Genomic DNA, 23,339 nt, shown 5'->3' on the forward strand with positions numbered 1-23,339 from the left:
CCACCAGCTTCTTGGGAATGGTGCATTTCGTCTCAGCCCTGTTATGGCTTCGTTAATTGTCCGTACAACCTAGTCGCTTTTATTCTTCCACCGCCGGCTATCCGGCAGCCAGACTGCCTGCCAGGTCCAAAGCCCACCAGCCCCGCGCCGCGGGCAGGGGCTACGCAGCTTTCCTCCATTCCTCTTGCTTAACCATGAAAACAATTCTGCTGCCCTTCGACCGCACCTGGCACCTCTTACTGGCCCCACCCCTGCTTCTGCTGGCCTGCTGGCCCAGCAAGGCTCAACAACCGCCCCGCTTAGCTAGTGCTAACCTCACAACTCCCTTCACATTCCAGGTCTCGCCCCTTCACGCCACCACTCGCAACCTCTCGTCTCAAACGACCACTACCGAATTTCAAAAAGATGCTCTCTTTATCAATCCCTCCTTCGAAGGAGTGACCCCTCCTGTAGAAAATTTCAACGGCATGAATCCCCCTCTCGTCGGATGGAATTTTTGCGCCTGGTCAGCATATCTCATGCCCAAAGCCGCCAACCAACCCACCCACACTGGTAGCAGCATGACGCCCGCCGATGGCCAAGCTTATGTAGGGCTCAATTCTGCTGTTGGTTACAGTGGGTTCTTCGGCCAAAACTTACGCACGCCCCTGAAGGCCGGCGTTACTTATACCTTTTTAGTTGACGTGGCCTATGCCCATAACTTTCGACCACAGTATAAGGATCCGGAGAGTGCTGAAGTCCCCATCACCTTGCAGGTTAAAGGTAGCCCACAAGTGTGCAGTGAACCATACAGATACCAACCAGCTCCTGGTGCCCCCTTGTGGAGTAAGGTCATTCCTACGACCCGCATCAGTTGGCAAACCGATACGGTAATCATCACGCCTACTACCGATGTGGCCCGCTTAGAATTTGAAGTCACTGGCACTAGGTATGTGAATATCCCTAACCCTATTGATTATTATGTTTACCTACCTGGTACCCAAGGCACGGTGCTACTTGATAATCTGCGCACGTTGACAGGCCTAGTGCTGCAGAAGACCGACGGCACGGCTCAAGCTGCGGGCAAGCCCTTCCACTTGCTCTGGCAACCCATCCTTAGCGCCGGCGACCTGGACAGTCTGGCCCAGCCTCAGTTGCGCGGCACCGTGCGCACCTTCCAGGGCGGGCGGGTACCGCTGCCGGCGAACCTGCGGGTAACCGATGCCAGGGGCTTCTATTTCTTCCAGGAAGCCACCCCCGCCGCCGGGCAAGACACGCTCTACTACGGGCTGTACGTGCGCAACACGCCCCTGCCCAACGGCGTCAAAGACGACACCTTGCGCCACCTCTACCAGTGCCGCCGCACCTTTGGCTCCCAGGCCGGCCTGCTGGGCGACTCGCTCGCTCCGCTGGCCCTGGGCAGCCCGTACACAGCCCCAAGTGTTGCGCCTGCCGACAGAGCGGCCCCGGCACCCCGCTCCGCTGCCGTCCGCACGGGCCACTTCCCCAATGCACCTCAGCGACCGGCTGGCCCCCTTACCGGGCCCCGGCCGGCCCTGCCCGCCCCACGGCAAGGGGAACACTAGCCGCTTTTATCAGGTCCCACCACGTGTCGAGTGACTATAGGCCGGCGGCGATGGTAGTGCCTGCCCTCCGTTCCTCCATCCTTTTCTATCACGCATGACAACTAGATCATTACCCTTGGCCCCCGCCGGGGGCCTACTGCTGGCCCTGCTGCTACTGGCTAGTTGGCCCAGCGGGGCCCAACAAGCGCCTTCTCATCCAGTTCGCCCAATCGGGGCTAAATCAGTAATCTCTCCGAGAGATCAACTATCCTTTCCAAGGGCCGCTACTAGCAAAACGGCGGCCGGCGCAACCATCCCCGAATTCCGAAAAGACTCCCTCTTCGTCAATCCCTCCTTCGAGGGAGCGAGCCCAGATTATTGGAGCATCTATGACCCCGGTCTCATCGATTGGAGCTTTTGCTCGACGGGGCCTAATATATTACCCTGGGATGGGTTCGGCAGCAACATGGCGCCCGCCGATGGCCAGTCTTATATAGGGCTTTTAGCTTTCTATGGTAACAACGCTTACTTCGGCCAGAACTTACGCGTGCCGCTGAAAGCGGGCGTCACCTACCGGTTTCTGATTGATGTGGCTTATGCCCCCAAGTATCTGCCATGGGACAACCTGAATCCTGAAGTCCCCATCACGTTACAGGTTAAGGGTAGTACGGAAGCCTGCACCAGCACACAGTTCATCGACACCGGGGTAGCCCCCGGCACCCGCTTATGGAGCAAGGTCGTTCCCATGAACCGCACCACCTGGCAAACCGATACGGTGACCTTCACCCCCACCACCAATATCTCGCGTTTGGTATTTGAGGCTTCTGTTTCCATCCCTACCGGTGATTATGATCTATACCCTCTGGGCGCGGTGCTGCTCGACAACCTACGCACGTTAACGGGTCTGGCACTCCAGAAGGCCGACGGCACGGCCCAGGCCGACGGCAAGCCCTTCCGCCTGCTCTGGCAACCCATCCTCACCGCCGGCGGCCTCGATAGCTTGGCCCCGCGACCCCAACTGCGCGGCACGGTGCGCACCTTCGGGGGCGGGCGCGCGCCCCTGCCCCCGGCCTTGCAGGTGACTGATGCCAGGGGCTTCTACTTCTTGCAGGAAGCGGCGCCCGCTGCGGGGCAGGACACGACCTATTACGGCCTGTACGTGCGCAACACGCCCCTGCCCAACGGCACCAAAGACGACACGCTGCGCCACCTCTACCAGTGCCGCCGCACCTTCGGCTCCCAAGCCGGCTTGCTGGGGGGCGCGCTCGCCCCGCTGACTTTCGGCAGTCCGCCCGCGTCCCGGCCTTCACGTGCGGCTCCGAGCCTGGCAGCACCGGACATCCGAGCGGGTCACTTACCCACGGCGCCCGGGCAACGCCCTGACCCTCTGGCTGAGCCGCAACCCCGTCGGTGGGCCCTGCGGCAGCGGGCACGGTAGTCCCTTTTCTATTCTTCCTCTCCCACCGCCGGCCCCAGGGCCAGCGCCCCCGCCAAACGCGGCGTTGGCGTGCCCCATGCCGCTGGCAGGGACGTCCAGCTTCCCACCTTCTCCCTCTTTTTCTACACTCCATGACCACCACAAGACAAGTATCCCTTCGCGCCGGGCACCTGCTGCTGGCGCTGCTATTGCTGTTCGTGGCCTGCCCGCCCAGCAGGTCCCAACCCGTGCCGATCCGCAGTTTGCGCGAGCTGCCCTTGCCCAAAGAGCTGCGCCTGGCCTCGCGCCCGGCCCCGCAGACCGTGCTGGCTCCCTACGAACAGTTCACCGGCGGCAGCCTCACCGACTTCCAGGGCAGCGGGCTGGCTTTCACCCCTTCCGGCAGCTGGCGCATCGCCAACGGCCAAGCCAGCACGGGCCCATATCAAGCCGACCAGCTCTCGGAGCTGGTGAGCGAGCCCTTCCGGCTGGACACCACCCTGGCTGACCGCGCCCGCGCTCTGATGGGGTTCGCCCTCTACTTCGACGAGCGCTACGCCCTCGAGACCGGATACGACGTGGGCTCGGTCTATCTGCAGCACGAGCTGGCCGACCAGAGCTGGAGCCCGTGGACCCTGCTCAGCCAGCGCACGGGCCAGAGCCCGGGCTCGCGCCTCACCTATCTGAGCCTGCGCGACCCGGCCCTCTGGCACCGGCGCGTGCGCGTCAAGTTCGCCCTGCAGAGCGATTGCTCGACCCAGTACACGGGCTGGACGCTCGACAACGTCACCTTCCGCCAGATCGTCACCAGCCCCGAGATTCGCACCGCCCTGCTGCCGATGGCCCCACCGGTGGGGGCCCCGCCGGTGGGGGCCCCGCCGGTGGGGGCCCCGCCGATGGTGCCCCTCTATCAGACACCGGGCCAGGACCTGCGCGATCCTTTCAACAACATCAAGCGCCTGGTCATCCCAGCCCTGAACCGGCTGCAGGAGCACCCCTGCCGGCTGGACGTGACCTTCGTCGTTAATGGGGCCTACTTCAAGTATAATTCCCTCGTCCAGCAGGACCTGCCCCAGCTGGTCAACAACAACCTTGACGAACTGGCTCAGCTGCTGCAAGAAGCCCGGCAGACCTCCTGCAAGCGCGTGCGCGTGCTTGTGGCCGGGGGCCAGCAAAGCAACCAATCCACCGGCGAGCCCTACAACTACTACCTGGTCGGGGCCGGCCAGGCGGGCTCGAATCAGCACGCCAATCTGCAGCAGACCGATCTGGCCGACCTCAAACGAAAGGTGGCGGCCAAGCTGGCCATCGAGCAGGGCCAGAACCTGATCCCGCCCCAAAACGGGGCCTTCATCCTGCGCTCGTATCTGGACACCTACTACGGGGCCGCGCCCGAACCGGGCGTCAAACGCGTGATCGTCGTGCTCAACAACTCCGACGAGTTCGAGAACTTCGACGTCACCCACGGGCCGGTCGTCACGGCCACGCAACTGCGGGACCAGTTGCAGACCAAGGGCGTGACGCTGATCGTCAACACCCACCCCCAGTTGGCGAACCGGTTCGGTCCGGGCGTGCTCCAGCAGGCGGCCGCCCAGAAGTACCAGGACCGCGATCCAAAATACATGCTCCTGGACCTGGCCGCCGCGGCCGCGTGCACCCCGCAGGACGAGTCGTGCCAGGACCCGGGCCGGGTGGCCATCAAGCTCTTTGGCACGGAGGACGACCGGGACGATAACGTCACGATCGGGGGCATCCTGCCCGGGGTGATTGAGGTGGAGCGCCCCGGCGGGGAGCTCGAGCTCAGCAGCGCGTATGACAACCTCTTGTTCAGCACGGGCTTGTCCGAGACGGGGGGGCTGGAGAATCCGCAGCCGACCTTGCGCGTGCCGCTCACTAAAACCCAGCTGCGCTTTTACGTGACCACGAGTCAGCCGGGCTATGCGTTTGGGGCCGATGGCCACTACCCGGTCAACATGGAGGCCAAAGTGTATGCCGGCACCTACGCTGGTACGGGCCGCGGCCGTCGGCCGGCGGGCCGTGTTGCAGGGGCGACGAGCAGTAGCGCCGAGTCGGGTGGGGAAACGGTGCTGGCCTCGGGGCAGGAAGACGTCACCATCACCAACAAGCTCCTCTTGTACCGGGGGGTCAACTTCTACTCCAATCTGTACGCCGAGGCCCAGCAAGGGCGTGTAACGCCGAGAGGGTGGGGGCAGGTAGGGGCCCATGCCAGCCCGGCCCGCCATAACATTACAGGCACGAACTTCAGCATTTTCACGTCCTGGTCCCTTTCTTATGTCGTAGCGGCCGATTTTGCCTTGAATACTTTCAACACCTATTCTGGTCAATCGCTTAAAGAGGGGGTCATTATGCAGTTGGAAATCGATCCGGAGTTCACCGTAAAATCGCCGAATGCCGAGCTTCCCGAACAGGAAGTCTTGGTGATTGGCCCGATTCAAGCGACGGGCACGGAGCCCGTAAAGCAGTCGACTTTTACTATCGACCCGGCCACTGTCATAGAAAGTAGGGATGTGATCCGAGCTCGGCTGAATGCTATTGCCTACGGCGAGAAGTGGCCGGCGATGCCCCCGGCGACGCCCTGCCTGTTCGTGGCCGAAAAGTGGGGCGAGTTGCTGCTCAACCAAAGCGGGATCCAGGCGTTCTTAGTTGCGGGCGACGCCGAAACGCCCTTGTTGAACGGGGGCGTCAATAGCTGGTCGACCGATGCGTATGGGTTGATCTGCTTCAACCTAGGCCGGTCCCTGGGGGCTAATGAACGCATCAAAGTAGTTGCTTCTCACCAAAGCCGTCCTTACGAAGGCACCAGCACCGCGAAGTACCCCATTCTCTATCTCGACAACAATCCGGATAATATTATTATCCGACACACCGCGCCCGGCTACGCTTACTCGTTCGAGGAGAACTACCCAATACCGGATGGGATAAACAAGGAGCTTAATTTAGGTGCGCTGGTAGAAATAAGCCCTAAAGACGTCTACGGAAACAAGTTGAACATCGACCCGCAGGATAAGTCAAAGATCATTGAAAAACTGGACCGGGTTGAATTTTTAATGGATGGAGTCGTTGTTCCGCTGTGGCTTAACATTGCGCCAGAACGCCAGGTAAACCCCATAGTCGATGGCTTTTACACGACCTGGACGCCGACAGAAAACCGCACGTACGTGTTCAAGCCGCGCGCTTACTTAAAGGATGGCACCGTGCTCGAAGACCACAAGCCGCTCAAGATCCACATCCTTCCCGCTGACCCGAACGCTCGCCCCCGCCCCGTCGCCCTGCGGTCAACTGCCGGGCAACCGCTACGGGAGTCCCCCCTCCTTGAGGTTTATCCTAACCCCGTCGGGGGCTCCTTTACCCTAGCGTATGAGCTGCCCCAGGCCGATGAGGTGAGTGTGCTGCTACAACCCATCAATGGCAGCCGGGCGCTATCCCTGCTAAAGGGGCAAAAGCAGGCGGCGGGCTGGCAACAGCTCACCGTGCGTAGTGAGGGAGTGACCGCCGGCCTGTACCTGCTCATCGTGCGGGGCAAACACGGCTATGAGCAGCGCCACAAGCTCGTCAAGCTGCCGTAAGGCTAATAGGCCCACTTCGAACTGCCCGCACTAGGCCAGCAGCAGTGCGGGCAGTAAGATGGCCAGTGTCGTGCGTACCCCGCCGGAGAAAGGTTACCTGATAAAGAAGTAGTGCAAGCTGCGAGTTTGCTGGTTTATGCCTCCGTGCGGGTAATGCGGCAAGTAACATACAAGGCTCGTTAAGTAAGACTGCTACTGAGGCACGTGAGGTCCCCCAGTAGCAGTCTTACTTAACGAGCTTTGTGCGCGAAGCCACGGGAGAGAGCTACCAGTAAGGGACACGGAACGGAGTATGGCGCTAAAACGGCAGGGCACGTAGCGGATTGCAGATTGGTTTATTTAGCTAATCGTTCTTGCAGAAAGTCGCGTATTTTGGCCAACTCCATTACTTGATTTAAATCGCACATTATCAGCCTATCCAACTTGCCACAAGCCTTGAGAATGTTTTTCTCTGCTTCGAATGCATAGTCATCTACCCAATAAAAATCATTGGTCAGGACAATGCCTTCCGTCTTCAGGGCATCCCAATCAGTGGGCTTTACCGACCGTAACTTCTCTATCTCTGCGGCCGGGTAAGTGGCAGCCAAGTACCGCAGCGCGGTTTGGGCATTGCCCTTGCAGTGAGTGGTTAGCCAATAGCAATCGAAGTGGGCCAGGGCAAAGTTTAAAAAGGCTACTACCCCTTCGGGCATCTGTTGTTTCCTGGTCAATAGTACTCCATCGATGTCCAGGTAAAGGGCGGGCATAGCCAACAAATTCAGGGTGAAGGGGATGCAATGATACTCCGGGAGGAACCGGCGCTTTTTACTTGTGCAGGTCCTCCTGCACCCCCAGCGTGTAGCGCTGGCCGCAGCTAAGGATGCTCACGCGCAGGTCGCGAATGCTGAAAGGCTCACCGGGCTCGATGAGGTGAATAGTGCTAGCGGTGGCGGCGTGCCCATCGACCACGGTCGCCACGCCGCTGCCGATAACTTCAAGCTCGCGGCCGTCGGTAACGACCACGCCGGTGTCTTCTTCCAGGCCCAGCCCAACGCAGCCAGGGTTAGTAGCGATAATCTGGGCCATGCGGATGATGCGGCCACGGGCCACGAAGTGCGTGTCAATCGCTACCTCGTGCATCAGCTCCAGGCCGGTGGTTACGTGGATTTCATCTTTCAGCATACCCTGGTTGTCGCGGCCCTGGTAAATCATGGGTGTGCTCATGGCGGCGGCCCCGGCGCTGGTGCCGGCCACTACGATGGCCTCGTGGGTGTAGCGCTCCTTGAGGCGGCGCAGCCACGCCGTACCGCCGAGCAGGGCCGTTAGCCGCAGTTGGTCGCCCCCCGTGAACAGGATGCCCGACGCCTCGTTCAGCAGTTGCAGCGCGGCCTCGTCTTGTCCCTGGCCCCGCTCGCGCACGTCGAATACCTCCACGCGCTTCACGCCCAGCGCCCCGAACACCTCCACGTACGGCTTAGCCGCTTCGGTGGGTTCTTCCGAAGCGACGGGCACGACCAGCACGGGACCTTTGCCGCGCAGCTCCGCCACGAAGCGCCGCAGGATGGCATTAGGAGCATACTCGTCCGCCGGATTGGCTTTAGAGGGTAGAGACTTGTCTTCGTGGCCCCCAATGGCAATTAGCGTTCCGCGGGGTGGCGGGCACGCAGCGGGCGGTGGGGATTTTTTACGGTTGGGCATGGGTGAGATAAGCAGCGCTAAACGAAATAATTTGCCCCTTGAAGGGCGACAAGAAGTAAGAAGCCGAAGGGACTGCCCCCAGACTCGTAACGCATGCAATAGCCTGCGCCAAACGGGAATGAACGAGCCGGGACCACGAGCCGCCGGGCGGAACAGGTGGCCGCTCTGTTCACCGGACAGCTCTTACGGAGTCACCCCGGAGTTAGCTGCCCTGACCGATGCGTCTGTGGAACCTCTTGGCTATTCTGGCTCCCGACGGCTGTAGAAGCAGCTCCGTAGTTTAGCCTAGACCGGGGGCAGGTTCATGTTGGCGGGGCCGTTGAGCAGCTCCCCGAGGGCGGTGAAGCGCGAGCCGTGGCAGGGGCAGTCCCAGCTTTTCTCTAAGCCGTTCCAGTGCACTACGCAGTGCAGGTGCGGGCAAATGGCCGAGCATTCGTGCGTGACGCCTTTTTCGTCTTTGTACACGGCCACTTTGAGCAAGCCGCGGCGCAGCACGGCCCCCTCCCCCACCGGAATCTCCTCGGCCGAGCTCACGTCGCCGCCCGTCAGCAGGTCGGTGTACTCGAGGGCCACGTTCACGTTTTCCTTGATGTACTCCTGCGCGCTTTCGCGCTTGATCGTGATGCGGCCGGGGTCGTAGAGCTTGGCCCAGGGGTTGTCGCGGCCCTGGATGAGGTCGGTGATAATTATCGGCCCCAGGGTGCCGTGGGTCATGCCGTGGCCTGAGTCGCCGGTGATGATGAACACATTGTCCGAGTCGAGCGGGTTGCGGCCGGCGTAGGCCAGGCCGTCGGTGGGCTCCATCACCTGGCCCGACCATTTATACTCGAAGTCCTTAACCATCGGAAACCGGTCCCGGGTCCACTCTTCCAGGCAGCGCAGGTGGGCTTCGGGGTCGTCGGACTGGCCGGTTTTGTGGTCTTCGCCGCCCACGATGAGCAAGTCGTAAGTGGGTTGGCCGCCGCGGGGGCCGGCCGTCACTTCCTGAATGCGCACGTAGTGGTAGGGATCAGCCATGTCCCAGTACAGCGCCTTGGTTACCGAGCCTTTGGGCACCCGGGCCGCCACCACGTAGGTGCGGTACGGATGCTGCTTGGTGTGCATCACCACCCGGTCGTTGAAGGGGGTGTTGGTGGCTACGACAATTCCTTTCCGGGCGCGTACTTCCACGCCCTCGGCCGTCACTACCCGGGCCTCCGCCCCGCCGTGAATCTCACTCACGTGCGTACGGGTGCAGATGCGCCCGCCCTGCCGCGTGATGGCCTCGGCCAGGCCCGCCAGGTATTTCAGGATATGAAACTGGCCCAGGTTGGGCCAGCGCAGGCACTCCCCGGGGGCGAAGCCCCGCACGTCGGCCTGGGGCAGCCACTCCACTTCCCCCAGGTCGGCACGGTGGGCGGCGTCGCGCTCGGCAATCAGGTCGTCGTGGGTGCCATCGGGGTGCAAGAACAGATAGCCATCAAGCCGAGTGAAATCGCAGTCAATGCCCTCGGTGCGCACAATCTCCTCAATCTTGTCGATGGCGGCCGAGTGGCTTTCGCCGGCCAGCCGCGCGCCTTCCTGCCCGAACAGGTTTTCGAGGGTGGTGTACTCATCGTCGAGGGCGTAGGACAAGTGCGCCGTAGTACGGCCGGATTCGCCGCTGGCCAGCTCGCCGTCTTCCAGCAGCAGCACCTTGCGACCTTCCTTGCTCAAGAGGTAAGCCGTGGTCAGGCCGGCAATGCCCCCGCCCACGACGACGACGTCAACGGTGGCCTTTTTGGTTAAGGGCTCGAAGGTCGGCAGGCCCGGGGCCGTGCCAAACCAGGAGCTGATGGTGAGACCAGAGGTACGATCAGGATTAGGAAGTTTATCAGGCATAACGGAGTGGGAAAGAATAGAAGGAGCTTTCCGTTTCATTACGCCCAATTACAAGTTTGCGTTGGATTGAGCCTGTTTTCTACGAACGATAAAGCCTCTCCCAGCATTAGCCAGAGCGAGCAAGAGCATCTGCACCCAGCAGGAAGCAGGGTAGCCGCACGATTGAGCAATGCCGGAAGCCCGGGCAGACCGAGCTCCCACATTTCCCTTTCTGCTGACTTTATTACTTCAGCACTTCATTACCAGTATGTCGCCCATCACCTTTCCTCGGAGATCGCCGCGATGCACTTTAGCTCGATGGCAATCGGTGTAGGCAGGCAATTAATTTCCAGGGTGGTGCGGCAGGGCTGAGCGGTGGCGAAATACTCCGCGTACAGGCGGTTGTACACCGGGAAGTCGTCCTTCATGTTCGTGAGAAAGACGGTTACGTCCACCAGGTCGTCCCACCGGGCGCCGGCTTCTTCCAAAATGTAGCGCACGTTTTGAAATACGGCGTGGCACTGGCTGGCGAAGTCGTAGCGCCGGACGTTGCCCTCGTCGTCGAGTTCGACGCCGGGGATACCCTGCTGGCCACGCTGCCGAGGGCCGACCCCGGAAAGAAACAGCAGATTACCCACCCGGCGGGTGTAAGGGTAGGCGCCAACGGGCTCGGGCGCCCGCGAAGGTTGCTCAGTCATGAAAAAGAATAGCAAGCGATGAAAGTAAAGCGGGTCAAAGAACGTTAGCCCTATTGATTGTGGTGGTACGGGCACCGTATTTTAGGCACGCAAGGTCCTGCTTAGCGTTCTTTACGAGTCTATCTCTTATTTCATCCAACCCCACGCATAATCTACATCCATGAAGTTCCCGCTGCTTTTGTTGCTTGGCTTGTTCATTCTATGGAGCCCCAGCGCTTCCGCCCAGAAGCTCAAGATGCCCCCCAAGCCCTCGGCCACTCAGGTGTACGACTCCGTAGGTCAGCCGGCGGTGCCGCTCGGGGGCACCGAGCAATACGCCCGGTTCCTGGCCGAGCACCAGCAATATCCGGCCGCCGCCATGCAGCAAGGCATTCAGGGCACCGTGAAGGTGAGCTTCGTGGTAGAAAAAACCGGGACCGTGAACGAGGTAAAAGTAGAAACGCCGGTAGCACCTGCCCTCGACGCCGAAGCCACCCGCCTTATCAAGAGTGGGCCCAAATGGACGCCCGCCAAGCACCACGGCCAAGTGGTGCGTCAGCGGGTAGTGATTCCGGTGTCCTTCGTGCTGTCGCCGGGCAGCGAAGTGGGGGTGCGGTCGGGCAAGGAGCGGCCAATAACCACCTCCGCCGCCGACATTGCCGCCTCGGCCAACCCAAACCGCCCGGCCGTGGTAGCGCCCGACCGCCCCACCCAGCCCGTGGGCGGCACCCAGGCCTTCTTCGATTGGATTGAGAAAAACCAGCAGTACCCCGCGCTGGCCCGCCAGCGCAAGATTCAGGGCAAGGTACTGGTCGAGTTTGTTGTTCAGCCCAACGGCAGCCTGACCGATGCCCGCGTCGTAAAAAAGATGGGCTCCGGCTTGGATGAGGAAGCCCTGCGCCTCATTAGAACCGCCCCCAAATGGGAGCCCGCCACGTTTCAGGGCAAGCCCATAAAGCAAAAGATGATGCTACCCGTGCTATTTCAGCTGTAGCGTACTGCAACCACCAACGGCTCTTTTTACTTAGCAATATCATGTCAACACGCTGTATATAAATTTATTATATAGTAGTACAATCCCGCTCGCATGCTCCGCCAGCTTTGCCTGTCCGATGCGAGCTATCCAAGGGTGCCATCCTGGTTTCAACCCTGCGCTTATTCAAGGGAGAATTTTGTTCTTCTCGTTGTTTTTTCGTCACCCATGCCGTCCACGCTCACTCCCGCTTCCGTTACCCTCTGGCCCCATCAGCACCGCTACCGCCAAGCCGCCCAGGCGCTGGCTCAGGACCTGTTCGACGCCCTCGACGACGACTTGCAGCCCTTTGTGGTACTGCTGGCCCTGCCCAAAGACCCTACTCAGCCCGCCCGCTGCCTTGAGCCCGAGGACTGCGGCCTCCCGCCGGAGCCGTTCTCCGACGCGGTGGCCCGGGGCCGCATTCTTCAACACACCACCCCCTGGCCTTACCCCGAGCGCGACGACGTGAGCCCGACCACGGTGCGGCGCAAGCACGAGGGCCTGGGCGTGCGCGATGCCGTGCAGCAAACCCTCAATGCCCTGGATGAACACAGCACGCACGAGCACTTTGCCGGCTGGCCGATTCCAATCCAGGACCATTTCGTGGTAACAATTCTGCGCTTACAGCGCAAGCCCCTGCGCGCCTACCCTTCGCTGCGTCCCCACCGCTTTTATACCGACGGCCGGCCCCTAGCCCCGTCCCTGCTCGTGGCGGCCATGTATCGCTTCAACGAAGAAGGCGTGAAAGCCCTGACCGAGCCCGAGCCGGGCGCCAACATTTTCACCCGGCCCCGCGAAAGCGAGGAATTGCTGCGGGCAGCCGGCAAGGCTCTGCTCGACACCCCCGCCCAGGCCCTGGGCCTCGACCCGGCCACCACCAAGCTGTTTGCCACCTGCAACACCATCAGCAGCCTGCGTTACGAGGGCGCCGAGGGCGTGGGCAAAATGCTGCTGGCCCGCCGTGGCCATCCCAACATTGAAGAGCTGTTTGCCCTTACCTGCCCCACTGAGCTGACGGACTACCGGGCGGTGCGCAAGCTTTTGGAAATGACCACTCCCGACGTGCACTTGCTCGCCGACGGCGAAAGCGTGTACGCCCTGGGCCGCCAGGTGGGCCACTACGACGCCGTGCGCGAAGACTTATTCGTCATCAACTTCGTGACGCACTACGCCTGGGACCTGCAACACGCCGGCCACGTGCTGCTCCGCTCGCACTACGGCCTGCCGGGCTTGCCGCGCACCCGCCTCAGCCGCTCGGCCTTCCGGCGTTCGCTCAAGCACACGTTCGGCCTCACCGATGCGGCCAAGGTAGAGCGCCTCTGGGAAGTAGTGCTCGAAGCCAGCCGCCAGAAGCACGGCACCCTGCTGGTCATCACCACCGAGGCCCTGGCCGAAGCCGACCGCCTCAAGCTGCAGTGTACGCTTATCGAGCCGGTACCACTCACGCCCCTCATTACTCGGCTGGTGACCAGCATCGACGGGGCCGTGCTGCTCGACCCGGAAGGCTACTGCTACTCCATCGGCGTGATTCTGGATGGGCGCGCTTCGGGGCGGGGCGACAGCACCCGCGGCGCCCGCTACAATTCGGCCCTGCGCTACGTGGAAAGCTCCGACTACCCCTGCCTGGCCGTAGTGGTGAGCGAAGACGGTCTAGTGGATGTAATTACCTCCGTGCGGGATTAAGTAGCTGGTTAAAAGTAGTAGCCGATCAAAAGTACTGGTATCATATGCTGAGCTTGTCGAAGCATGGCGTTCTGATATAGGCGCTTACCTATACACAGGCACTTAAGTGGCAAGCCCTGCGTGGCGATAATGGGGCACTCGCCCAGCCGGAAACGGCCTCTCTCCTACTTCTTGGCTCGGAACGACCAAGTGAACCGGAACGTAGCGACCACGTCGCCGGCCTCGTCCAGGCCCGTGCTGGTGGCTTCCACGAGGCGGCCTTCACCGGTGGCGCGGCTCTCGGCAATGGCCTGGGCAATGCGCGGGCCGTCGGGGCAGGTGAAGGAAATCACCCCCACGGCTTTTTTGGTGAAGTCGGCCTGCACGCCCACTACGAGCATCGACACTGGCCCGCCGGCCTGCACGTGCATCATGGCCTGAATGCCGCTGGCCAGTTCAGCCGCCATCGCCAGGCAGGCGAAATAGATGCTGCGGAACGGGTTTTGGGTGAGGTACTTGAACCGCACCGTAACCGTGGCCGCTTCCGGCGTGAATTGGGTAAGGCGCAGGCCCGCCAGCCACGCCATGGGCAGCTTTTGCAGCATAAACAGCCGCAGCTTCAGGGGGCTTAAAACCTGGCGGCGAAAGGCGGCGGCCTGGGGCGAGTCGGTAACAGTCATAGCATGAAGATACGGCGGCCCCCTCCGAAGACCAAGCAAGCGCCGATGGCGGCCCTTAAGTAGCCGGGCAAAAGTAACGGTACAGAAAAAGCCGCTCATGCTCCTCTGGCGTCCGCTGGTCGAAGCAGCTCTACGGCTTGGCTAGCGTTATTCAACGAGGCGGGAGAGAGGCTTCGACCAGCGGACGCCAGAGGAGCGTGATGTTCTGATATATTCGATTACCTAGAGCGGTTTTCTCGTAGAAGGAATTAAAAATGAAGAATTAAAAAATGGACCAGCAGATTCTTAATTCTTCATTTTTAATTTTTAATTCCTAAAGTACTTATCCCTTTTTATCCAGCACCAACACCACCTTGTTGAAGTTGGCGGCGGCATTCACCACGGCCCGAAAGGCTTCAAAGTCCGCCTTGGGCCAGTACACCTGGCGGTAGTTTTCGGCCACGGTTACGGTTACGGTCTGGCCGTTCTGCACGTACGACGAGCGAAAGTCGAACACGGGCTTGGCCGCGTCCGGACCGGCCTTCACGTCGACGTTCAGGTCTTTGAGGTTGCGCACGGTATAGCCCGGGGGTACCTCGAAGCGGATGGTGCGCAGGTAGCGGCGGTTATTGTCATTTTCCACGTCGAACTGACGCTCCTCCTTCTGGTAAAGCTCGGTTTGGGGGCCCAGCAAGGTGCCGATTTTAAACAGGTAGCGCGGGCCCGCTTTGTCGAGCAGCGAGGCCGATTCGAGCTGGCTTTCGATGATGAACGGCTTGGTCAGGGGGCTCAAGCCGCGCTCCCCATTGCGCACGCCCAGCTTTTGAAAGTTGCTGGCATCGGGCACGATGGATTTTTGCAGTTGCTGCATAATCTCGGTGCGCTTGTCTTCCGGAATCTGGCTCCAGTACGGCTGAATTTGCACCGCGGGGTAGCCCCCCAGGGTTTGCCGCAGCTGCAGGGTGGAGGAACTCAGGTCGGGCGCGAAGGCCACCGTCACATCGATGTCGTGCGGGCTCTGCTCGGCGCTGAGGGCCGGAATCTCCTTCACTTTGCCTACGGCCTCCTCCGTATTGCCCAACGCTACACCTTTAATAAACAGGCCCGAGCTGGCCGTCCATTCGGGCGGCAGCATGCCGTAGCGGTATTCGGGCCGGCCGGGCGCCAGAAACTGGCCGGTGGCCGGGAAGTACAGGGCAAAGTGGTCGAGGTAGTCCCAGGTGTCGAAGCTGCCGTCGAAGGGCGCGGCTTCGCGGCCGCTGGTCACCACCAGTTCAAAGTCGATGCCCAGGGTGCGGTAAACTGCCGCCATGAGGCGGCTGAAGCCGGCCTCCGGGGCGTTGCGCGTAGCTACCATCTGGCTCAGGCTGGGGCTGGCCCCCTCTTCCAGGTTGAAGTTGAGCTTGATGTAATTCTCGGCGGCGGCAATGCGCTCGGGCAGAGGGCCGGCGGTGGGCAGCCGGGCTGCGGCCAGCACCTTGGCAACGGCCTTCACGTCGTCCTTGCTCAGAGCCATTATCGTCCGGTACACGTACTGACTGGCATCGGCCCAGGTGAATTGGCGCACGGCCCCCCGGCTGGCCATGTAGGCGAGCTTGTACTCCACGCGCATGCGTTGGGCCTGCACGTTGGCAAACGCCTCCTCACGCAGGGCCGCTACGCGGGGCAGGCTGAGACGCAGCACGCGGTGGTGGGCCAGGGTGGTATCCACCGTCACGGCCGGGCCGTGGTACACACGGGCCTCAAACGTCAACGACTCCGGCGAAATCAACTCGAAGGTGACGTCCCGGGCTACGATTTCGCTTTGCAAGATTTCGCTCCCGAAATGGTTGAATGGCCGTTCGCGGGTGTAGTAGTACTCCACCTCGCTGCCCTTCTCGACGCCATCCACGGCAAACACCCGGAAGCCACGGCCCCCGCCCTGGTCTTTCAGCTCCTTCATGTCGGCAGCTTTCACCTCGCGCACCTCGCCCCGCGGGCTGATGGTCCGGGCCTTGATGGCCACCGCGGCGCCGGATTCGAGCACCGGCACCACAATCTTATTGAAGCGCTCGATGCCATCGGAAGAGTTTACCCGCACAATGCGGTGCTCGGTGGCAAAGAGGCGCAGGTCCTTCCGGCTTTGGTCGAAGTAGTACTCTATACTGGTAAAATCCCGGAGAATGATGGCTGGTAACGCCTCCTCCTCGGCCGAGATGGGTAGGCGCTGGCGGCGCTGCTCGTCCCAGTTGTAGCCGGCGTGAACCAGGCCGGGCGGCAACGTTTGAGCCGCGGCGGCAGCAGCAATCAGCAGGAAAAATACTAGCGAAAAGAAGCGCATGTAGTAGTCAGTTGTTAGATTGGTTTTTTGGGCCCCTTTATTGGTTCAGTCACCAAAAAACGGGCGAAAGGAGCTGAAGACCTATATTGCGGAGACCTGCCGAGCTGGCAGTGACTTTCTTCAGACCGGCTGAGCGCTGCGCTACGACAACACCGGCGGCTTCCCCCTTCTGGCATGACGGCAGCGGGCGTCAGCTCAGTACGATTGGATTAAATATTCAGCGGCAGCATTACGCCCTCTTTTTTTTCAAAATCACTACTTCCCGGTAGGCATTGCCCAGCTTGGTCACCACCGAGTTCCAGTCGCCGAATTGCGCGGGCTGCAGCAGCAGGTAGTTCACGTACAGCTCCCGGTCCTGGATGATTTTATTGCCCTGACGCTCGTAGCTCACTTTGAAGCCCAGCGCCTCTCCCTGAGCCTGAGCGCTGGGGGGCAGGTAGCTTACTTCGTAGCCGGCTGGCACTACCAACTCGGTACGGGTGTGGTCGGTGTGAGCAAACTCGTTGTAGCGCGGCAGCTTGCGGGTAGCTACGTCGATGCGGTCGGTGGCGTAGGGTCGTTCCAGGCTCAGGTTGACGTACACTTCGTCGTCGACCTGCTGCACGTAGTCCTGCAAGCGGTAATCGTAGCTGATGCTCAGGGGCTGGTCGCGGACGTCGAGGTTGGCGATGCTGTAGTGGTCGACAAAAAACTTGTTATTGCCGCGCTCCAACAGGGCCTTCACGTACTTGGGCTCGTCGGTTCGGTCGAGCCCGTCAAGGCCGTAGCTCTGGTCGACTTTCGAGTAGCCGGCCAGGCTGAGCTTGCCGGTGCCGCGCAATACGGTGCCATCCAGGGTGAGCACCGACCGGTCGTCGCGGCCGCTCCGGGCCTTATCCACGGCCGGAATGTCGACCACCCGGCTGCTCTGCGGGTCCAGGCCCAGTAGCCCTTCCTTGCCCTGAATCATGGCCGAGGGCATACCGTAGGGGGTATGCTTGCTGGTGGCGTCGAGGAACACGTACTGCCCCGGCGTGGGCTCGTAGGTGGCAATCATGTGATTATCGACCCCGGGCGTGGCCAGCTCGGCGTATTTGTAGGGCAGGTCGCGGGTACCCACCCAGGTCAGGTAGGCGTTTTTAACGCCCGCCAGGTGCAGCATTTCATTGGTGAGGTTAGCCATGTCCTTACAGTCGCCGTAACGGCGGGCGTACACCAAGCCGGCATCGTGCGGAATAAAGCCGCGCAGGCCCTGCTCAAAGGCAATGTACTTGATGTTGTCCTGCACCCAGTAGTATACGCGGCGGACTTTCTCCTCCTCAGTTTGAGCGCCCGCCACCAGCGAATCGACGCGGTGCTGCAGGCCCGGGCTGGGCTGGCGGTCGATGCGCCGCACGAAGTCGGCGTACATCGTGTACAGCTCCGGCACACCGGCCAGGAGCTTGCGCGGCTGCCCATTTACGGTAGCTTCCTGCACAAAGAACACAATGTGCGGCAGGTAGTAGCTGGCCTCGGGCGCGTCGTTGTCGCGGGGCGGGCTGGGCAGGTTGTTGGCCGTCCAGCGGTAGATTACCTGGCCGCCTTTTTCCTCCTTGGTGTACGCAATGGTCGCGGGGTCGGCGTGAAAGATTTTGTAGCCGATGCGCACGCCCTTGGGCGCCGTGATGGTGAGCTCCGCGTGGCGCACGGGCACGTAGGAGCCCACGAAAAAGGGCATCACGAAGCGGGCATCCACGTGGCGCACGGTATAGTCGGTAACGGTGCGGGCCCCGGGCGTAATGGCCGGAAAAGAAAAGGAGGTGGAGCGGGTATCGTCAAAAAACACCCCCGCCTGCATCTCGAACTTATCCTTAAATTCACTCACCCTCAGCGTTTTGAACTTCTCACCATTCGGCACTAGGGTGCGAGCTTCCAGCTTTTGCAGGCGGTTGAAGTGGGAGCTGTACACCCGGTCGTTGGCGTAGGTGGCCGATTGCTCGTCGAGGTGCAGCATGTCGGCATGGTGGCGGGCGAGGACCTGTACCGAGTCGTTACGAATTTCCACGGTCAAGTCCTGCCGCATTTCCAGGTACACGGCTTTTTCGCCCGGGTATTGCTTCTTCATGGCCACTACCAGCTGGCTGGGCGCCTGAGCCCCAGCGGCAAGGGCAAAAAGCAGAAATACTGGCAACAATAATCTAAGCTGATACATTAACAATAGGGCAGTGAGTCGATAATCGGACTAAAGTTACCAACTATTCAAAAGCTTTGGTATCCTGCGCCCGGTATTAGGTCGCATTCCATCTCACCGGCACTGGCCAGGGCGCTCTACTGGTTTTAAAATCAGGTGGTGGTCACTGGTTCGGTTGTCGCCCGCGACGGCTACTGAAGGCCCTGTTTTCTTGCATTCCGACCCTGGGTTGCTCACAGAACCAAGTCAACCAATGGAATGCTATTTGTAACCAAGGAAAGCAATATAATCCGCACTTTCCCGGCAGCAATCCGTCCTTGTTGGACTTACATTACCCTGTAGTGGGCATTAGAAGTCAGTATCGGTTGTCGTTCCCGCGTTGGCCTCACGTGACCCCTGCGGGGTCGTACCCGGTAGGGCCCGCCCTACCGGGTACGACCCCGGTTCGCTTTATGCGCGAAGCCGCAGGAGAGGGGAGCCAAACTTATGTACACCGATCCCGAAACCGCTCTAGTGTGCGCCATTTTGTGCGCATCATCTCACTGGCTTGGGACCACTCTTCTGCACTGATTTATTGGCTGGGGCGGGCCGTACCACCAGTTCCTGATAACCAAAAGTGGGGTCGGTTTCGCGTCGAAATTCCAGCGCCGGCAACTCGCCCAGCACGATTTCGGCGGTGGTGTACACGCGGCAGCCGTCGAGCAGATGCCCGCCAATGGTGCGGCCCGTGCTATCCGAAATCGCCAGGTGCAGGTGCGAGCCGTTGGTAGAGAGGGTCCCGACCAGAGACACGATTTCGAAATGCCCCCGGTACACAGTAGGTCCTTCCTGGTTGGCCAGCCGCAGCGTGGCCTCCGTGAGGCTGCCCACGCAGGTGAGCATGGTGCCGGCCAGCAGGTGGTGCGCCTGCACGAAGGCCGTGAGTTGCTGCCGCAAGTCGTCGCCCGGCCGCAGGCGCAAGGAATACGTTCGCAGGGTGGAAGTATGGGCGACAGACACGGAAGCCGGAGTTTGGGCCAGGGCCGGGCTAGCCAGCAGGCAAAGAAGCAATAAACGAAGCACGTGGCAAGGTAAGGCCCACCAGCTATTGGTATACGCTCCCACTACCGTAGGGGTCACCATTCAGGGGCGCTAAACTGGCAAGCGTTGCGGTAAACAGCTTCTTAAAGCAGTTCGCAACATCACCTGACCCCTGCGGGGCAAGCCCCCACCCCCGCTTCATGCACGAAGCCCTAGGAGAGGCGAGCCAAGCAACAGCCCTGGAGAGCTTTAAGTATGCCCAAGCCGCAGCGCGGCGACAGGTTTGTAGCAACCCGTGTTTCCACCGATTGAAAGCCGCGTAGCGGTGACAGACCTCCTGACGCCTCTGTCACCGCTACGCGGCTTTACTTCAGTATTGTTATTGGATATACAAATCTGTCGCCGCACTACGCCCTAGCCGCAACTCGCATTATTTACTGAATCGCACCGTGCCGTAGCGCACTTTAATATTCACGTTGCCACAGTTATGCGCGGGCACCGCCCCCCCGAACACGCCGAGCACGTCGCTGGTTCGGGGTCCGTTCTCCTGCGAAAGCACCCGGACAAAGTTTCGGTCAACCAACAGTTGGCCTTGCTCGGTGCTCACGTCGAACCGAAAGCCGGGGGCCTCCGCAAACCCCAGCCGGATGGAGCTAAACCCACCATCCAGGTTGACTTGCCGGAAATTGGCGCCCATATCGCGCACCACAAAGTCGGGGCAATAGCGCAGGGCCATGTCCAGGGCCTCGTCGAGCTTGTCGATGGTAAAGCGCGAGTAGCCCGAAGAGCCCCGCAGGTTGCGCACCGTGCCCAGGGCCACGTCGCCATACTTGCTATGCACAGTCAGGTCCTGCACGGTTCCAATGTCCACGTCGGAAAAGTTGTTGCGCAAGTCCACGCTGCTGCCCTCGTTGAGGTGCAGGCGAGCGTAGCTGGCCTCGATGCTGGCGTGGCCGGCAAAAGCAATGGTGCAATCGCCATTACCAATGCGAACCACGTTGCGCGGCCCATCCAGGCGGCCGGTGCGCAAGGCTCCGTATTCCACGGCTAAGTCGGTAGTGCCGCGGACGTCGCCCGCCAAAGTCACTTCGCCAAAGCTGTTATAAACCCGCAAGGCCGTAGTTCGGGGCAGCCATACGGTGTAATTCACTTCGTAGCGGCGGCCCCCGGCCCGACCGCGCAGAGCCGGACCGAATTTCGTGCTTACGGCCACCCCACCGGTTTTGGCGTCGTAATCCAGCCACTGTACCTCCAGGGCTTCCAGTACCCGGCGGGCGTCGGCATCGGTTTCGGCGCGCGCTACCAGCTCAGCGTCCACCCTCATTTCCATCTTATTCCACGGGTTGATCTGGACTCGCCCATAGCGCGTGTCCAGCGAAAATGCCCGTCCGGCTTTGGGCACGGCGTAGCTCCGGCTTACGCGACGGCGCTGCTCCACCTGCAGTGCCGCGTCTTCCTGATCATCAGGCTGGTCGGTTGATGGGTGCTGCGACGGGTTTTGCTCCCCCTGCGGCAGCAATGGCTCCGCGGGCCCGGGCAACGGTTTCGTCACCCGGGGAGCCAGGGGCATCAGCACCGGGAGGGAAGTTCGGGGCGCCTTGCCCACTGTATGGGCATTTCGCGCCCACGTTGCTCCAGGAGCCAGCACCAGCAGCACAGCCAAGGCGAGTCCGGCTATTCCCCACCCTCGCCAGCTGCGAGAAGACGTGCGCGGGCTCATTCGGCAAGCCGGCTATCGGCCAGCACGTACGCTCCTGTGCCATGATCGGCTTTAGAAGCCGTGCTTAGGTGTAATTGCTGGTCTAAAATGTCGAGGCGAATTTGCAGGTTGCGGTTCATGGCCGTAAGCACCGCGTCGGGCTGCGGGTGGCCGGGCAGCTCCTGCTTTAGCTTACGGTAGCTCGAATCGAGCGATACCAGCTCCCGCTGCCAGTCGGCCGTCATCCCGGCCACCCCGGGCCCTTTCAGCTGGCGCAGCTCGTTTTGGCGGCGGGCCAACTGGTTGGTGTAGTAAAACTCCATGCCACGTACGGCCCGCACCAATTGGCTATCCGCCCCGGCCGTATGCTCGGCAGCCGTCAAGGCCAGCGGCTCGGTTCCCTGGTACAACGCTTCATCCGAGGTCGTCGTCACTGCACCCAGGGTGGGCTGCGGTGCGACGTCGGCCAGTTCTGGCTGGTTGTTTTTTGATTTCCAAGCCTCGCTGGCGCCGGCAGCAAAAACCAGCAGCGCCAGGGCCGCCGCTACGCCGTACTGCTGCAGCCAGCTGGCGCGCACAGCGGGCGGGGGTGCCGCTTCCGCCAAGCGCATCACCGGGGGGGTGGGCTGGGCAACGGGCGCGGCCAGTTGCTGCTCGATCGCGGCCCACAGGTCGGGGCGCGGCTCGTGCGTGTCGAAATCGGCCCGGTGCCGCTCGACGAAGTTTTCTAGCGAATTATTCTTTGGAGTATCCATGAATGGGGTGCGAACGCACGATTCGTCCAGGTTCTAAACAGGCGGGCGCCGTCCAGCGACGACGGCCCGGTGAAAAAGAAGAAGGGCAGGAAGACGTTAAGTAAAGTACGAGCGATGAATAAAAATTCATTAACTCAGGCCGCGCTGGGCGGCCAACTCTCGCAGCCGCACCCGCGCCCGGCTGTACTGCGATTTGGAAGTAGACTCGGAGATGCCGAGGATGCTAGCAATTTCAAGGTGGTCATATCCTTCGAGTAAGTATAAGCTTAACACTACACGGTAACCATCGGGCAGTTCCTGGATGCAACGGCGCAGCACGTCGGCCCGGTAGTGAGTATCGGTCTGGTCCTCATACGAAGGCCCGGTAGCTTCGGCCGGCTCTTCGTGATGCTGCTCGCCCAGCGGCACCAGCGCCAGCCGCCGCTGCCGCAAGCAGTTGATGCTTTTGTTCACAACAATGCGCTTAAGCCACGCCCCGAATGAAGAGTCGCCCTTATAGCCGCTCAACTCGCGGAAAGCACTCAGAAAAGACTCCTGAAGCACGTCTTCCGCTTCGGCGTAGTCTCCGGTAATCCGCAACGCCACGTTGAACATGGCTTTGGCGTAACGCCGGTAGATTTCGGCCTGAGCCTGGCGGTCGTTCAGGCGGCAGCGCTCCACTAAGGGCGCGTTGATGTCAACGTAGGCAACGGCGGCTTCCATGCAGAGAAAGGCGGGGTTAAGGGGCTTAAGCAAACGAAGGACTATGGAGCGCACCAGGGGGTTGCACACCAACTAAACGTTTATCACCAGGATAAACTTAGTTACCAGTTACATTTGCTCAAAAACATTTCTTTAATTCTTGATTTTATGCTACACCGTTTACCGCTTGTCTTGTTGCTCACGATGTTGGTGGCTTGCCACAAGTCGGCGACTAATCCAACCATTGATTTTGGAGAAGGTGAAGGTATCACCTATCGCGATGGCAACAACTGGCCCGCTGGTCCACAGGACCCCACCGACTGGCAAGCTGATGCCACCTGGAACGAGCGGGAACGAGCACTCTTCCCAGACCTGCAGTTTGACCTGAACGCACCGCAGCGGTCAAATCTGACGCTCTATACCTGCGCTTATCCCAATCCCGCAGCAGGCAGAGCCACTTGGTCAATACGAATGAACATACCCTATGGCAGCCCTGCGATAGAGTACACCGTTAGTGCCGTTTTTGTAAGCCGCAATTATAAGGTGGTGACCCGGCTGGGGCCTAGGCTGTACGGACAATTATCTTTGGGTTCGTGAGCAATCTGGATGAAATCAGTGACCGGGCATGGGCGGCGTTG

At 60.9% G+C, this 23,339-nt stretch carries 17 protein-coding genes; 6 read left to right on the forward strand and 11 right to left on the reverse strand.

The window, feature by feature from the left end:
- Nucleotides 1-194: 194 nt before the first annotated feature.
- The 3 genes from IC235_RS21435 (at nt 195) to IC235_RS21445 (ending at nt 6,548) form a co-directional block, all read left to right on the forward strand.
- Entirely contained in the window at nt 195-1,565 is a 1,371-nt protein-coding gene (locus IC235_RS21435) for a hypothetical protein (RefSeq protein WP_191007264.1), read from the forward strand.
- Nucleotides 1,566-1,659: 94 nt separating this feature from the next.
- Nucleotides 1,660-2,982: a hypothetical protein gene (locus IC235_RS21440; protein ID WP_191007265.1), complete on the forward strand. Its 1,323-nt coding sequence runs from the start codon at nt 1,660-1,662 to the stop codon at nt 2,980-2,982.
- Nucleotides 2,983-3,113: 131 nt separating this feature from the next.
- Nucleotides 3,114-6,548, forward strand: a complete 3,435-nt coding sequence (locus tag IC235_RS21445) for a T9SS type A sorting domain-containing protein (protein ID WP_191007266.1) — start codon at nt 3,114-3,116, stop codon at nt 6,546-6,548.
- A 335-nt stretch (nt 6,549-6,883) separates the two neighbouring features.
- Here the strand turns inward: IC235_RS21445 and IC235_RS21450 are convergent, their stop codons facing one another.
- The 4 genes from IC235_RS21450 to IC235_RS21465 all read right to left on the reverse strand — a co-directional run bounded on the left by IC235_RS21450 (nt 6,884) and on the right by IC235_RS21465 (nt 10,762).
- Nucleotides 6,884-7,294 (reverse strand): hypothetical protein, encoded by a 411-nt coding sequence (locus IC235_RS21450; RefSeq protein WP_191007267.1) that lies wholly within the window; start codon nt 7,292-7,294, stop codon nt 6,884-6,886.
- 58 nt (nt 7,295-7,352) lie between these two features.
- Nucleotides 7,353-8,225, reverse strand: a complete 873-nt coding sequence (locus IC235_RS21455; RefSeq protein WP_191007268.1) for a cyanophycinase — start codon at nt 8,223-8,225, stop codon at nt 7,353-7,355.
- 285 nt (nt 8,226-8,510) lie between these two features.
- A complete protein-coding gene (locus IC235_RS21460; protein WP_191007269.1) occupies nt 8,511-10,085 on the reverse strand; it encodes an FAD-dependent oxidoreductase in 1,575 nt (524 codons plus the stop codon).
- Nucleotides 10,086-10,342: 257 nt separating this feature from the next.
- The gene (locus tag IC235_RS21465) at nt 10,343-10,762 is read right to left on the reverse strand and encodes a RidA family protein (protein ID WP_191007270.1); all 420 of its coding nucleotides are present in this window, start codon (nt 10,760-10,762) and stop codon (nt 10,343-10,345) included.
- Between the two features lie 160 nt (nt 10,763-10,922).
- Here IC235_RS21465 and IC235_RS21470 point away from each other — a divergent pair, with 160 nt between their 5' ends.
- Both IC235_RS21470 and IC235_RS21475 read left to right on the forward strand, forming a co-directional pair.
- Nucleotides 10,923-11,735 carry an energy transducer TonB gene (locus tag IC235_RS21470; RefSeq protein ID WP_191007271.1) on the forward strand — a complete coding sequence of 271 codons (813 nt, stop codon included), beginning with the start codon at nt 10,923-10,925 and terminating at the stop codon, nt 11,733-11,735.
- Between the two features lie 207 nt (nt 11,736-11,942).
- A complete protein-coding gene (locus IC235_RS21475) occupies nt 11,943-13,439 on the forward strand; it encodes a DNA integrity scanning protein DisA nucleotide-binding domain protein (RefSeq protein WP_191007272.1) in 1,497 nt (498 codons plus the stop codon).
- 164 nt (nt 13,440-13,603) lie between these two features.
- On the opposite strand, the gene IC235_RS21480 is transcribed toward IC235_RS21475, so the two are convergent.
- From IC235_RS21480 to IC235_RS21510, 7 genes are all read right to left on the reverse strand, one after another.
- Nucleotides 13,604-14,098, reverse strand: a complete 495-nt coding sequence (locus tag IC235_RS21480) for a PaaI family thioesterase (protein ID WP_223847474.1) — start codon at nt 14,096-14,098, stop codon at nt 13,604-13,606.
- Between the two features lie 322 nt (nt 14,099-14,420).
- The gene (locus IC235_RS21485) at nt 14,421-16,397 is read right to left on the reverse strand and encodes a DUF3857 domain-containing protein (protein ID WP_191007273.1); all 1,977 of its coding nucleotides are present in this window, start codon (nt 16,395-16,397) and stop codon (nt 14,421-14,423) included.
- A 229-nt stretch (nt 16,398-16,626) separates the two neighbouring features.
- Complete coding sequence (locus IC235_RS21490; RefSeq protein WP_223847475.1) at nt 16,627-18,480, reverse strand: DUF3857 domain-containing protein; 1,854 nt, start codon at nt 18,478-18,480, stop codon at nt 16,627-16,629.
- A 600-nt stretch (nt 18,481-19,080) separates the two neighbouring features.
- Nucleotides 19,081-19,608: a PPC domain-containing DNA-binding protein gene (locus tag IC235_RS21495; protein ID WP_317173634.1), complete on the reverse strand. Its 528-nt coding sequence runs from the start codon at nt 19,606-19,608 to the stop codon at nt 19,081-19,083.
- Between the two features lie 388 nt (nt 19,609-19,996).
- Nucleotides 19,997-21,136 (reverse strand): hypothetical protein, encoded by a 1,140-nt coding sequence (locus IC235_RS21500; protein ID WP_191007276.1) that lies wholly within the window; start codon nt 21,134-21,136, stop codon nt 19,997-19,999.
- A gap of 146 nt (nt 21,137-21,282) precedes the next feature.
- Nucleotides 21,283-22,020: a hypothetical protein gene (locus tag IC235_RS21505; protein ID WP_191007277.1), complete on the reverse strand. Its 738-nt coding sequence runs from the start codon at nt 22,018-22,020 to the stop codon at nt 21,283-21,285.
- Nucleotides 22,021-22,149: 129 nt separating this feature from the next.
- On the reverse strand, nt 22,150-22,722 hold the full coding sequence (locus IC235_RS21510) for an RNA polymerase sigma factor (RefSeq protein ID WP_191007278.1): 573 nt from the start codon (nt 22,720-22,722) through the stop codon (nt 22,150-22,152).
- Between the two features lie 114 nt (nt 22,723-22,836).
- On the opposite strand from IC235_RS21510, the gene IC235_RS21515 reads away from it, so the two are divergent.
- Nucleotides 22,837-23,298, forward strand: coding sequence for a hypothetical protein (locus IC235_RS21515; protein WP_191007279.1), 462 nt, complete (start codon nt 22,837-22,839; stop codon nt 23,296-23,298).
- Nucleotides 23,299-23,339: the final 41 nt, after the last annotated feature.

Source organism: Hymenobacter montanus (assembly GCF_014699115.1).
Classification (GTDB): domain Bacteria; phylum Bacteroidota; class Bacteroidia; order Cytophagales; family Hymenobacteraceae; genus Hymenobacter; species Hymenobacter montanus.